Source organism: Micromonospora sp. ATLC20, from assembly GCF_057196585.1.
This window is the reverse complement of the sequence record NZ_JBXUOV010000168.1, coordinates 1-13000: the sequence shown is the minus strand read 5'-3', so window position 1 is coordinate 13000 and position 13000 is coordinate 1. Positions and strand designations below refer to the sequence as shown.

The following is a 13000-nucleotide window of genomic DNA, read 5'->3' as shown; positions in this document are numbered from 1 at the left end:
CCGCGCCTCCGCCGCGAACCTCGGCCCGGGGATGACCGCCGGGCAGGTCGCCGACATCCTGGCCTGCGCTGCCGGCCGGGCCGGTTCGCCGGCCCTGGCCGCGCTGGCCCGGCAGCCGCTGTACCCGGAGATCTGGTGCCTCGCCCGGACCGTCGACGGCATCCCGTCGGACGCGTACCGCTACCAGCCGCACCGCCACCGGCTGGTGCCGACCGGGCCGCCGGGATCGGCCGACGACCCGGCGGCGTACCCGCACCGGGTCGACCGCCGGATGGTCACCCGCGGCGCGACCCTCTACCTGGTCCACGCCGGAAGCCGGCCCGTCGACGAGCTCACCCCGGCCGCGTTCCACCGGCTGCACCTGCTCGCCGGTGTGGCCCTTCACCTGGCCGGGCTCGCCGCCACCGCGACCGGCGCGGCGAGCCGGGCGCTGGGCGGCCTCACCGCCGGCGCGATCGCCGCCCGGCTCGGCCTGCCGGACGGGGCGTCGCCGCTGACGCAACTGCTCATCGGCACGCCCGCGCCGCGGCCCGGGGTGCTGGCGGCCCATCTCACCGAAGGGAACCCTCATGGCTGAACCGGACGTTCCGGCGCTCGTCGGCACCCCCACGCCGGACACGGTACTCGCGGCGGTCGCCGAGCACGGCGCGGTGCTGCTGCGCGGCGGGTGGCGGCACGAGGACTACGTCGCGCTCGGCGACGCGCTGATGACCGCGTCGCCGTACCAGGGCGGGTTCCACGACGAGCGGGACGTGATCGGCGGTGACCCGACGACTACCACTGTCACCCGGGGAACGCAGGGCATGCCGCTGCACCGGGAGGCGTCGTACGCGCCGGGCCCGCCGGACCTGCTGATGTTCCGGTGCGAGCGGCCCGCCGCCGACGGCGGGGCCACGACGCTGTGCGACGGTCTCGCGCTGCTGGCCGCCCTGCCCGCCGCGGTCCGCGCCGCCTGTGAGGAGCTGACGCTGCGCTGGGAGAGCGCGCTGCCCACACCGGTGTGGCAGCGGATGTGCGGCACGACCGACCCGGCGGCCGCGGAGCGGATGCTGCGGCAGTGGGAGCCGTACCTGCGGCCGTGGGAGTCGATCCACATCGACGTGGACGAGGAGGCGATGACAGTCGGCTTCGGCACCCGGTGCACGCCACCGACTCTATTCGGCGGCGCGCCCGCGTTCTGCAACTCGCTGTTCATCAGCCGCCCGCAGCCCGGGGAGTACCACGACCGGCGGCTGCGGGTGCGCTCCGCCACCGGCGCACCCGTGCCCGACGACCTCGTGGCCACCGCCGCGGGCGCCGCCGCGCGGCTGACTGTGGCGGTGCCGTGGCGGTCCGGTGACGTGCTGGTCGTGGACAACTCCCGGTACCTGCACGGCCGGCAGGCGTTCACCGACGCCGGGCGCGCGGTCGCGGTGCGGATGGGACACCTGCGGAAGGAGGTGGCCGCGTGAGGGTCAAGCTCCGCGACGACCTGATGTACGTGCCGGCCGACGACGGCGTGTACCTGGAGACGGGACTCGCCGGCACCCACCTGGCGGGCGCGTCGGCGTACGGCCTCGTGCAGCGGCTCGCCCCGCATCTGGACGGCACCCGCACCGTGGAGGCGCTGACCGCGGGTCTGGCCCCGGCGCAGCGGCAGCTCGTCACCGACCTGGTCCGGATGCTGGTCCGGCGCGGCCTCGCCCGCGACCTCGACAGCGAGCCGCCACACACGTTGCGGGACTGGGAACTCGACACCTACCGGGACTCGATCGCGTTCGCCGAGCACGTCACCGACGCGCCGCTGAGCCGCTTCGAGGCGTTCCGCGACGGACGGGTGCTGCTCGTCGGCGCCGGCGCCGGCATGCTCGCGCTCGTCCAGACGCTGTTCGAACTCGGGCTGCGTACGGCCTCGCTGGTCGAGACCACCGAGGCCGGCACCGAACGCGACGGCTTCCGGCGGATCGTCGAGCGGCGTCGTGCCGAGGACCCGACGACCGGGCTGACACTGCTGGACGCGGCCGCCGCCCTCGACACCGACGAGGGGCTCGCCGGCCTGCTGACGGGGTACGACGCGGTGCTGCACTGCGCCGCCCGTCCGATGGCCGGGCGGGCGACGCGGCTGAACCGGGCGGCCCGGGCGATCGGGGTGCCCGTCCTGCACGCGGTGCCCGGCGGCGCGGAGGCGTGGATCGGCCCGACCGGCGGCGGCGTCACCGGCGGCTGCTGGGAGTGCGCCCTGCTCAGCCGGCAGGGCGCCGGGCTCCCCCCGGGTGGCGCCGACGAGCCGGACACGACGTCCGAGTGGCTGTCGGCACCGGTCTGCGGCCTGATCGGCGCGGCGCTCGGGTTCGCGTACCTGCGCCACCGGACGGGAGCGGAGACCACCGCCACGAACCGGATGACCCGCGTGGACCTGGAAACCGCTGTCACCAGCGAGCATCTGCTCGACGTGCACCCCCGCTGCCGGTCCTGCCGGCCCTCGGCCCCGTACGCCGATCTCGCCGCGCACGTCGACGCGATGGCCGCCCGCACGCCGGTGGCCGTCGAGGAGTTCGTCGCCCGGATGCCGTTCCTGGTCGACGCGCGGCTGGGCCCGCTGCTGGCCATCGACACCGGCGCCCACTCGCAGATCTCGGTCAGCTGCGTCGAGGCGACGGTCGTGGATCTGGCCGGCGGCGCCCCGCGGCTGCTCACCGCCGTCGGCGGCAGCCGGGAGCAGGCGCTGCTGCGCGCGGCCACGGCGGCACTGGAGGCGCTCGCCGCGCGGGCCTTCGCCGGCGACACCGCCACGGCGTGGTGGGACACCGGGCGCGGCGCTGTCGTCGACGCGCAGCCGGACGTCGTGGTGACCGCCGGCGGTCACACCTGGGCGGAGGCGCAGGGCCGGGCGATCCTGAAACTGCGACGCGCGGCCGCGACCCCGCCTGCGGCCACCACTGCCGACGGTGCTCCGCCCGGCGGGTGGCTCGACCGGACGCGGTGGCCGGAGCCGACCCGCGTCAGGGCACACGAGCTGACCCTCCTCGGCCACGAGCCACGGGCGTGGCACGACGGATCGCGCCCCCCGACCGTGTTCGTCGCCGCCGGCGACAGGTGGCTCGCCCACAGCTGCGCCACCGACACGGACACCGCGTTGGCGAACGCGATGCAGGCGGCGGTCGCCGTCGTGACCGGACGCCGCCCGGACGGCGCCGAGATCGGGCCGGACGTGGGCGGCTACGACTGGGACACGGCGCTGCCGCCGCTGCTGCGCGAGCTGGCACGGGACGGGCGGTCGCTGCTGGTGCGGCCCGCCGACCCGCCGCCCGGGGCGCAGCGGGTGATGCCGTTCATGATCAGGGCGGCGTGGTCGCCACGAGCGGGGAGCAGCGCATGACCGATGTCACGACCACACCGGCCCTCCCCGCCTCGTCCGACGTGGCACCGCGTCACGGCCTGCGGATCCTCGGCGCCGGCGCCCTGCGCCGGGCAGTGGAACAGTCGCTGGGCGCCGCACCGGTCGCCGACGTCGACGTCTTCGTCGTCGACGGGCCACCGGAGGACGTCGACATGGCCGCCCGGGCGGCTGCCGACGCCGGCCGGCCCTTCCTCCCGGTGTACACCACGCCGCGCGGCGTACGGATCGGACCGTTCGTCACACCCGGTCGGCCGGGCTGCCACCACTGCGTGCAGGTGCGGGAACGCCGGGCGCGGACCACCGGGACACCGCACCGGTCCGCGCTGTGGCAGGGGCTCTACGACGGCAACGTGCAGCCCGCCCGGCCGGTCCTCGGCCCGCCGGTACGCGCCGCGGTCGCCGCGCTCGTGGCCGACGAGCTGCGCCGGGTCGCGCAGGGCGGCGACGGCCGGTGCGCGGAAGCGGTGCTGGAGGTCGCCACGGCCTCGCTGGCCGTCGAGCGGCACCGGTTCGTCCCCGAACCCGGCTGCCCGGTGTGCGGCCCGCTGCCGGACGACAGCCCGGCCGCCGGCACCTTCACGCTGACGTCCCGGCCGAAACGGGCACCCGGCGACTACCGGGCCCGCCGCCTTCCCGACGAGCACCTCGCCCTACTGGCGGCGCTGCACGACGAGGAGACCGGGCTGCTGTCGTCGATCACCGTCCACCACAACCACCCGATGGTCCTCGCCGGCGCGATCGGTGGCCCGTTGTGCTGTGGTGAACTGGCCGGCTACGGCCGGACCTTCACCTACCCGGCGAGCGTGGCCGTCGCCGTCGCCGAGGCGCTGGAACGGCTCGGCGGCAACGTCCCACGCGCCCGCCGTACCGTCACCCGCGCCTCGTTCCGCGAGCTCGGACCGCGGCGGGCCGTCGAGCCGACGGAGTTCGGCCTGCCGCCCGCGCCGCCCGACGACCACGCGGTCGCGTACGACCCGGACCGGACCATGGAATGGGTGTACGCCTACTCGTTCCGGCGCGACGGCCCGGTGCTGGTGCCGGAGACCTTCGCCTACTACGGCTCGCACGGCACGGGTTTCGGTCCGGAGTGCTCGAACGGCTGCGCGCTGGGCGCGAACCTCGAGGAGGCGATCCTGCACGGCATCTTCGAGGTCGCCGAGCGGGACGCCTTCCTGTCCACCTGGTACGCCCGGCTACCAGTGCCGCGCGTGGACCCGATGACCTCCGCCGACCCGATGACCCGCGTGCTCGTCGACTGGATCCAGCGGACCACCGGCAGCCGCCTGGATGTCTTCGACATCACCATGCCCGAAGGCGTCCCGGCGGTGTGGCTGATGCTCGTCGACGACGAGGTGCGGCCGGGACGTCCCCGGGCGTTCTGCGGTGCGGGGGCGCACCTGGACCCGGAGCGCGCGCTGTGGTCCGCGCTGGTGGAGCTCGCCAGCGTGGCCGAGGCCACCCGGGAGATGGTCGCCGAGGACACCACGGCCCCCGGCCTGGTCGCCGACTCCGACCTGGTCCGGACCATGGAGGACCACCTGCTGGCGGCGGCCAGCCCGGACGCCTGGCCGCGCTTCGCGTTCCTGTACGAGCGCGACGAGATCCTGTCCGTGGCGGAGGCGTTCCCGCCGGCGGCGCGCTACCGCCCGGCCACGGACCTGCTCGACGACCTGCGGCACGTGACCGGACGCTACCTCGACGAGGGCCTGGACGTGGTGGTCGTCGACCAGACCGCCCGCGAGCAGGCGGCCGTCGGCCTCACCAGCGTGAAGGTGCTGATCCCGGGGCTGCTGCCGATGACGTTCGGCCACCGCAACCGGCGCGTCGACCTGCCCCGGCTGCGCGACCTGCCGGTCCGGCTCGGACACCGGGCCGAACCGCTCGCCCCGGAGGAGATCAACCCGTATCCGCACCCGTTCCCGTGACTGTCTCATGTGTGCGGAGGCGTCGGAGAGTGATGAGGATCGCTCACCGCGCGCGGGACGATCCGGCGCAGTAGGTTGGCAGGGTGACTGGACGGTTCCGGTTCCCGATCGACGTCAGCACCCTCCCGGTGGCCCGCGATCGGTATCCGGCCCAGGCCGTCGTCGGCGAGCTGGTGCCGACGCCCGGCCGGCCGTCCGGTCGCTCCTGACCACCGCTCGTCGCCGCCACCGATGCCGGCGTGCCTCACCATGCATGGACGGAGATCCACGTGACCACTCTGCGGGTCGGCGCTCAGCCCGCCACCGCGACGGACCGGCTCCACCGGCCCACCCTCACCTCCCGCCCGGCCCCGCCGTCGCCGGCCGGGTCCGCGCCCCGGACCCGGCGCATCCTGATGCTGTCGTGGGAGTACCCGCCGGTGCTCGTCGGCGGGCTCGGCCGCCACGTGCACGCGCTGTCCGTCGCCCTGGCCGCCGCCGGGCACGAGGTCACAGTCGTCACCCGCCACGCCGAGGGCGCTCCCCTGGAGGAGTACGCCGACGGCGTGCGCATCGTCCGCGCCGCCGAGGACCCGGTCACCTTCCCCCTCGCCACCGGCTCGCTGCTCGCCTGGACGATGGCGTTCAACCACACCCTCACCCGGGCCGCGCTGCGCGCCGCCTCCTCCGGCTCGTACGACGTCATCCACGCCCACGACTGGCTCGTCGCACACACCGCGATGACGCTGCGCGAGCACCTGGACGTGCCGCTGGTCAGCACCATCCACGCCACCGAGGCCGGCCGGCACCAGGGCTGGCTGCCGGAGGAGATGAACCGCACCATCCACGGCGTCGAGCACTGGCTCGCCGGCGAGTCCGGGCGCGTGATCGTCTGCTCCGGTTACATGCGCGACGAGGTTGGCGCGCTGTTCGGCGTGGACGCCGCCCGCGTCGACGTGGTCCCCAACGGCGTCGAGCCGCACCGCTGGCGGGTGCCCGCGTCGGCGGTCGCCGCCGCCCGCGCCCGGTTCGCCGCGGACGGCCCGCTGGTCACGTTCGCCGGCCGCCTCGTGTACGAGAAGGGCGTGCAGCACCTGCTGGCCGGGCTGCCCCGGCTGCGCGACCGGCACCCCGGGCTGCGCGCGGTGATCGTCGGCGACGGGCCGTACAAGGCGGACCTGGAGGCCGAGGTGCGCCGCCTCGGGCTGGGCGCCACGGTGAGCATGCCCGGGTTCCTCGGCGGCACCGACCTGCCCGCCGTGATGGCCGCCTCGGACTGCTTCGCGGTGCCGAGCATCTACGAGCCGTTCGGCATGGTGGCGCTGGAGGGGGCCGCCGCGGGCGCGCCGCTCGCCGTGGCCCGTACCGGTGGGCTGGCCGAGATCGTCGAGCCGGGCGTCACCGGGATGACGTTCGCCCCGCACGACCCGGACGGCCTCGCCGAGGCGGTGCACGCGCTGCTGTCGGACCGGGACCGGGCGCGTGCGCTCGCCCGGCGGGCCCGCACGATGGTGCACGAGCAGTACGGCTGGGCGGCCATCGCGTCCCGTACGGCCGCCGCGTACGCCGCCGCCATCGCCGGCGACCCGGCGTTCACGGCCGCCCGCGCCCAGCACCGCATGGCACACGGCCACGCCGGCCCGCGCGTCCCCGAGGGCAACCTCCTCACCGCCGCCGGCTTGCGATAAGGAAGGGCCCCCTATTAACGCCCTCCACCCCAGTGCACACGACGAAGGCCGCCGACCCTGCTCGGGTCGGCGGCCTTCGTGGTCCGCGTGTTAATAGGGGGCCCCTCCTCTACCGGAGGCGTTAACAAGGGGCCCTTCCTTACACGCTCAGCGCTGGGCGGCGGGGACGTAGTCCCGCTCGGTGGCGCCGGTGTAGATCTGCCGCGGCCGACCGATCTTGGTCTCCGGGTCGTTGATCATCTCGCGCCACTGCGCGATCCAGCCGGGCAGCCGGCCGAGCGCGAACAGCACAGTGAACATCTTCGTCGGGAAGCCCATGGCCTTGTAGATCAGGCCGGTGTAGAAGTCCACGTTCGGGTAGAGCCGCCGGGACACGAAGAAGTCGTCGGCGAGCGCGATCTCCTCGAGCTGCACCGCGAGGTCCAGCAGCGGGTCCGGCTTGGCCATCCGGCCGAGCACGTCCTGGGCGGCCTTCTTCACGATGGCGGCGCGCGGGTCGTAGTTCTTGTAGACCCGGTGCCCGAAGCCCATCAGCTTCACGCCGTCCTGCTTGTCCTTCACCTTCTGCACGAAGGAGCGGACGTCCCCGCCGTCGGCCTGGATCTTCTGGAGCATCTCCAGCACGGCCTGGTTGGCGCCGCCGTGCAGCGGGCCGAACAGCGCGTTCACCCCGGCCGAGACCGAGGCGAACAGGTTGGCGTTGCTGGAGCCGACCAGCCGCACGGTCGAGGTGGAGCAGTTCTGCTCGTGGTCGGCGTGCAGGATGAACAGCATGTCCAGCACCCGGGCGACGACCGGGTCGACCTCGTACGGCTCGGCCGGTACGCCGAACGTCATCCGCAGGAAGTTCTCGACGTAGCCCAGCGAGTTGTCCGGGTACAGCAGCGGCTGCCCGATCGACTTCTTGTACGCGTACGAGGCGATGGTGGGAACCTTCGCCATCAGCCGCACCGTCGACATCTCCACGTGCTCGGAGTCGAACGGGTCCAGGCTGTCCTGGTAGAAGGTCGAGATGGCGCTGACGGCCGAGGAGAGCACGGCCATCGGGTGCGCTTCGCGGGGGAAGCCGTCGAAGAAGCGGCGCATCTCCTCGTGCAGCAGCGAGTGCCGCCGGATCCGCTCGCTGAACTCGGTGAGCTGCGTCTGGGTCGGCAGCTCGCCGTAGATCAGCAGGTAGGAGACCTCCAGGAAGGAGGACTTCTCGGCCAGCTGGTCGATCGGGTAACCCCGGTACCGCAGGATGCCGGCATCACCGTCGATGTAGGTGATGGCGGACGAGCAGGACGCGGTGTTCACGAAACCGGGGTCGTACGTGGTCATCCCGGTTTCCTTGAGCAGCTTGCTCACCCCGATCCCGGCGGGGCCCTCAACCGCGGACTGCACCGGCATCGACAGCTGCCCACCGGGGTGGTCGAGCTTGACTTCCGTCATCTGTTCCTCGCTTCGCCGGCAAGATCTTCGTTGAATTGCCTTCGCTTCTACCGTAATCACGGCGCGGAGAACACCGCTCGTCATGGTTTGAGGGTGAGGTGTGCGTCACCTGTTTCCCGGCCAGCCGGTCCGGAAACCGGTTGGGAGCGCGGCCATGGGCACGTTCGGGAGGTCCGTCACGACAGCGTGAGCCGCCGCAGCGTCCCGTCGTCGCCGACCCGGTAGAGGTCGAGCCGATTGGCGCCGGCGGCGAACAGACGGTCGTCGGCGAGCAGCGCGGCGAACCGCCGCCCACCGGCGTCCGGCGGCACCACGGGCACCACCGCGCCGACGGTGCCGTTGACCGCCACGGCGAGCCGGGTGCCGTCGGGTACTCCGTCCGGCACGGTGCCCCAGACCATCGCGGGCAGCCGACCGCCGGCCGGGTCGACCGCGTCGAACGCGTCCCGGTTCGCCACCGTGGCGGTCCCGCCGACCGGCACGTCACCGACGCGGGTGCCGACGAGCCGGTCGACCGGGAGCGGTGGGAGTGGGGCGGGCACGCCGCCGGTGACGGTGACCGGCTGGCCGGGACGGTCGTAGAAGCGTTTGTCGGCCCGCTCGCGCGGGGCGGCCTTCGCCGACCGGCCGTCCATCCGCCAGGGCACCCGCATGTGCGTCTCGTCGGCGATCGTGGGCAGCAGGTCGACGTGCTCCCAGTTGCGGTCGTCCACGCGTCCGGCGCGCTGGCCGGGTTCCTTGACGAACATCGGCACCCAGGCCACCTCGTTCGCGGCGTGGTCGATGGCGTCCATCCCCCGGCCCTGCCAGTCGCGGCGGAAGCTGACGCCGTGGTCGGCGGTGACGACCACCAGCGCCTTGTCGTAGAGGCCGGTGGTGCGCAGCGTCCGCAGCGTCTCGCCGATCAGCCGGTCGGTGTAGCCGAGCTGCGCCAGGTGCCGGGCGCGGGCCAGGTCGACCCAGCCGGCGCCGTCGTTCGGCAGGTCCTCCGGGGCCGCGTAGTGCGCCCCGGACGGCAGGTACGCCCACGGCGAGTGGGGCATCAGCAGGTGCAGGAAGTGCAGCGTGGGCCGGGTGTCGGGGCGCAGCCCGGCCAGGAACGAGGTGAACCGGGCCGGCTGGTTGTCATCCAGGGTGTCCCAGCGGAACTTCGGGTCGTCCGGCACCGGCTCGGCGGCGTCCAGCCCGGCCTCGGCGGCGGTCCGCTCGCGGTAGGAGTCCTCCGGGTCGATCCGGCTGTCCACCGGCGCGGCGATCCGGCCGAGCAGCCTGCCGCTCTCCCGGACCAGCACGCCGAGCCCCTGTTCCGGGGTGGTGGCCTGTTCGCAGCGGCTCGGCGGGCAGAGCCGGGTGATGCTCTCCTCGGCCTTGATCCGGTAGAGGCCGCCGAGTGCGGTGAACAGGTTGTCCGGGTACTGCGAGTAGTGCGGCGCCACCCCCCGCTCCGGGTAGCGCCCGGTGAGCATCGCGGGAAGCGCGTAGGGCGTCCAGCCGCTGACGCCGGTGGCGTTGCGGTACCACGTCGACCCGCCGGCCAGCGCCGCGAAGTTCGGGTAGCGCTCGGCGTCGATGCGGCCGTCCGGGCCGAGCAGGGAGACCAGCGGCAGCTCGTCCAGCACGATCATGACCACCGGCGGGTGCGCGCCCGCGCCGGCCACACCGGCCGCGCCGCCCTCGCCGCGCGGCAGCACCACCGCCGAGGCGGGCGAGGCGAACAGGAACAGCCCGACGAACACCAGCGGCCCGGCGGCGGCGACCCGCAGCACCCGCCGGGGCGCCCGCCATCGCCGGTGCGCGGCCGCGCCGGCGGCTCCGGCCACGCCGGCGACGACGAGCAGGGGTACGCCCCGAAGCGGCGTGACGTGCCGGCCGACCTGGACCGCCAGCGCGGCGAGCAGCAGACCCACGAACGCGGTGTGCACGGCGGCCCGGGTGAGGCGTCCGGCGGGCAGCGCGAGCGCGCCGAGCAGTGCGAACGGCACTGTCGGGGCGAGCGCGATCAGGGCGACCAGCAGCAGCACGTCGGCCCGGGAGGCGCGGTGGAACAGGAAGAAGTCGGGGCTGCGGCCGAGCACGTCGAGCAGCGGCTGGGTGACCACCAGCCCGACCAGCGCCACCACCTCGGCCAGCCGGGCCGCCTCGGTCCGCCACCACTGCCGGCGTTCCCGCCGGACCGGGAGGGCGGCGTGGTCCCGGGGTGGCGCGAGGGTGTCCTCAGCCACCCACCACCACCTGGTAGAGCGTGCGGGTGCCGGACGGCAGCTCGGTGCGGGCGACCACCCGGCCCCGGCGGGCGAGCAGCGCCTCGAAGACGTCACGCCGGTAGTCCGGGAACAGGCCGTCGGGCTTGTTCGCCAGCAGCCGGCGGGCCATCGGGTCGTCCGGGTGGACGAACTCCACCACCAGGCTGCCGCCGGTGGCGGTGAGCGCGGTGAGCTGGTCGAGCACCTCGGGCAGCGGCACGTTGCGCCCGATCGCGAGGTGGTGCACCACGGCCAGGGCGAGCACGGTGTCCGCGCGGGCCCGGTCGGCGAACGCGGCCCGCTCGACTCCGCGCCAGCCGCCACCCGGGGACGGGTCGGCCAGGTCCATCACCAGCGGCAGGATCCGTGTCTCGCCCTCGTCGCGCAGCGCGCGGTAGAGCGTGTCGACCACCGCCGGGTCCTGCTCGACGGCGACGACGTGCGCGGCGTGCCGGGCGGCGATGCGGGCGTACCGGCCGTCGTTGGCGCCCAGGTCCAGCGCCGAGCCGCCACCGACGGCGGCCACCGCCCGGTCGACGAACTCCTCCTTGGCCTGCCGGTCCGGCACCGAGTACGCGCAGGTGCGCTGGTAGTCCGACCAGTGGCTGTCGCCGGGCCGGTGGTCGAGGCGGCGGACCAGCTTCGCCAGTCCGCGTACGGTGGCGAGCGCCAGTTCGCGGGAGAACCCGGCGGCGCGCAACTGGGCGCGGACGTCTGTGGTGCTCGCGGCGGAGTTGCGGGCCTGCATGGCGCCGTGCAGGTGCACGTGGGTGGGCACACCGGCCCGCCAGCGCCGGGTGCCGCCGAACAGCCGGCGCATCTGGTCCGGCTCGACGCCGTCGACGCGGGCGCGCAGGAACGGCTGGAAGTCCAGCCCGAGGTGGGCCTGGATGAGCAGCGGGTAGAGCAGCGTCTGGCAGAACTGCCGGTAGCCGGCCCAGGGTTCGCCGTCGCGCAGCGCCTCGAACGATCCGACGTCGATGAAGACCGGCCGGGCGCCACGCCACTGCACGTTGTACGCCGAGCCGTCCTTGGTGGTGAAGCCTGCTTCCAGCGCGGCGCGCAGCACGTCCAGGTGCAGCAGCGCCGCGTCGCGCAGCATGGCGTACGACCACTCGTAGGGGTGCGAGACGAACGGGATCCGCTCGTGCCGCAGCACTGCGGTCCACGGGGCGTCGACAGGGGTCGGGGTCAGCTCCTCGGTGCCGACGATCTGCCCGGTGCTGGTGGCCTGCCGGAAGAAGTCGGTGACGGACAGCGCCCGCCAGTCCCGGGCGGAGCGCTCGTCGAGCCCGCGCAGCACCTCCTCGCCCCGGTGGAACACCCGGTTGCCGGGGTCGCGGAAGGAGCCGGGGTCGACGCGTACGCCGGTGTCGGGGATCGTCACGCCGCCGGACCCTGGTCGGAGGGCTGACGCCGGAACCGGGACACCAGGCGGCGCCAGTAGAGCTTGGCGGCCACCGCCACCCCGGCCACCCCGCCGACCACCGCCTGCACGATGAGACTGCCGGATCCCGCGTCCAGGTAGGCCAGATGCGTCACGGCTGCTTTCCTTCCGTCGCCAGGTCATCGGGGCACGCCCGGAATGCGAGCTTTGTTGCTCGAAGCCGGACTTGTCCCACACCGTAACGTCTCGGTGTCCGGGTGCGCGGCCACACCGGCCACTCGTCCCCCGTCCGATCCGTTCAAGACGGCCGGCCCGGTCGCGCCTACCGTGGCCGGCATGACACCGCAGTTCGATCTGGTCGGGGCCGTGGTCACCGACATGGCCCGCACGCTCGACTTCTACCGCCGGCTGGGGCTGCCGATCCCGGCCGGCGCCGAGACCGAAGGGCACGTCGAGGTCACCCTGCCGAACGGGGTACGGCTGGCCTGGGACACGGTCGAGGTGATCCGCAGTTTCCATCCCGAGTTCGACCCGGCCGGCGGCAACAACCGGATGAGCCTGGCCTTCCGGTGCGCCGACCCGGCCGAGGTGGACCGCTGGTACGCCGAGCTGACCGGCGCCGGGCACCACGGCGAGATGCCGCCGTGGGACGCGTTCTGGGGCCAGCGGTACGCGGTCCTGCACGACCCGGACGGCAACGGCGTGGATCTGTTCGCCCCACTGCCCACTGCCGAGTAGACGCGAGCCGGCCCCGTGCGCGGCTTCCGGGCCGGTCAGCTCGCCTGCGCGCGGCTCCGGGCCGGGGCGAGCAGCCGGGTCGGCGGCACCCCGGCCAGCTCCCGCACCTCGCGGGTCAGGTGGGCCTGGTCGGCGTACCCGCTGCGCACGCTCGGCGTGGAGACGTCGCCGACGTCCCGCCCGCTGAGCTTCGGCACCTGGATCGGCGGCGACCGCGACGGCAACCCGTT

The 13000-nt window shown here is 74.3% G+C and carries 11 protein-coding genes and 2 pseudogenes; 8 read left to right on the top strand and 5 right to left on the bottom strand.

Features of this window, described 5'->3' with window-relative positions; genetic code table 11:
- The 6 genes from AC2CHG_RS25435 to AC2CHG_RS25410 all read left to right on the top strand — a co-directional run.
- The coding region (locus AC2CHG_RS25435; RefSeq protein WP_484525737.1) for a hypothetical protein at positions 1–577 on the top strand (577 nt) is incomplete at its 5' end.
- Positions 570–1451, top strand: a complete 882-nt coding sequence (locus tag AC2CHG_RS25430; RefSeq protein WP_484525736.1) for a TauD/TfdA family dioxygenase — start codon at positions 570–572, stop codon at positions 1449–1451. The genes AC2CHG_RS25435 and AC2CHG_RS25430, both read left to right, overlap by 8 nt.
- Positions 1448–3358, top strand: a complete 1911-nt coding sequence (locus AC2CHG_RS25425) for a TOMM precursor leader peptide-binding protein (protein ID WP_484525735.1) — start codon at positions 1448–1450, stop codon at positions 3356–3358. Before AC2CHG_RS25430 ends, AC2CHG_RS25425 begins: the two co-directional genes overlap by 4 nt.
- Complete coding sequence (locus tag AC2CHG_RS25420; protein ID WP_484525734.1) at positions 3355–5304, top strand: TOMM precursor leader peptide-binding protein; 1950 nt, start codon at positions 3355–3357, stop codon at positions 5302–5304. Before AC2CHG_RS25425 ends, AC2CHG_RS25420 begins: the two co-directional genes overlap by 4 nt.
- 83 nt (positions 5305–5387) lie before the next feature.
- Positions 5388–5513 carry a hypothetical protein gene (locus AC2CHG_RS25415; RefSeq protein WP_255419514.1) on the top strand — a complete coding sequence of 42 codons (126 nt, stop codon included), beginning with the start codon at positions 5388–5390 and terminating at the stop codon, positions 5511–5513.
- A gap of 60 nt (positions 5514–5573) precedes the next feature.
- Entirely contained in the window at positions 5574–6971 is a 1398-nt protein-coding gene (locus AC2CHG_RS25410) for a glycosyltransferase family 4 protein (protein ID WP_262015530.1), read from the top strand.
- A gap of 147 nt (positions 6972–7118) precedes the next feature.
- Here AC2CHG_RS25410 and AC2CHG_RS25405 read toward each other — a convergent pair whose 3' ends face one another.
- The 4 genes from AC2CHG_RS25405 to AC2CHG_RS25390 all read right to left on the bottom strand — a co-directional run bounded on the left by AC2CHG_RS25405 (position 7119) and on the right by AC2CHG_RS25390 (position 12187).
- On the bottom strand, positions 7119–8402 hold the full coding sequence (locus AC2CHG_RS25405) for a citrate synthase (protein WP_194801668.1): 1284 nt from the start codon (positions 8400–8402) through the stop codon (positions 7119–7121).
- Positions 8403–8578: 176 nt separating this feature from the next.
- On the bottom strand, positions 8579–10624 hold the full coding sequence (locus AC2CHG_RS25400) for a sulfatase-like hydrolase/transferase (RefSeq protein ID WP_484525733.1): 2046 nt from the start codon (positions 10622–10624) through the stop codon (positions 8579–8581).
- Positions 10617–12032, bottom strand: coding sequence for a methyltransferase domain-containing protein (locus tag AC2CHG_RS25395; protein ID WP_484525732.1), 1416 nt, complete (start codon positions 12030–12032; stop codon positions 10617–10619). Before AC2CHG_RS25395 ends, AC2CHG_RS25400 begins: the two co-directional genes overlap by 8 nt.
- On the bottom strand, positions 12029–12187 hold the full coding sequence (locus AC2CHG_RS25390; RefSeq protein ID WP_013286005.1) for a hypothetical protein: 159 nt from the start codon (positions 12185–12187) through the stop codon (positions 12029–12031). Before AC2CHG_RS25390 ends, AC2CHG_RS25395 begins: the two co-directional genes overlap by 4 nt.
- A gap of 181 nt (positions 12188–12368) precedes the next feature.
- Here AC2CHG_RS25390 and AC2CHG_RS25385 point away from each other — a divergent pair, with 181 nt between their 5' ends.
- Positions 12369–12770, top strand: a complete 402-nt coding sequence (locus tag AC2CHG_RS25385; RefSeq protein WP_262015527.1) for a VOC family protein — start codon at positions 12369–12371, stop codon at positions 12768–12770.
- A gap of 35 nt (positions 12771–12805) precedes the next feature.
- Here the strand turns inward: AC2CHG_RS25385 and AC2CHG_RS25380 are convergent.
- Positions 12806–12922, bottom strand: a pseudogene (locus tag AC2CHG_RS25380) (AraC family transcriptional regulator); the annotation flags it as partial.
- Here AC2CHG_RS25380 and AC2CHG_RS25375 point away from each other — a divergent pair.
- Positions 12912–13000, top strand: a pseudogene (locus tag AC2CHG_RS25375) (phosphoenolpyruvate carboxylase); the annotation flags it as partial. The pseudogenes AC2CHG_RS25380 and AC2CHG_RS25375 sit on opposite strands and share 11 nt — an antisense overlap.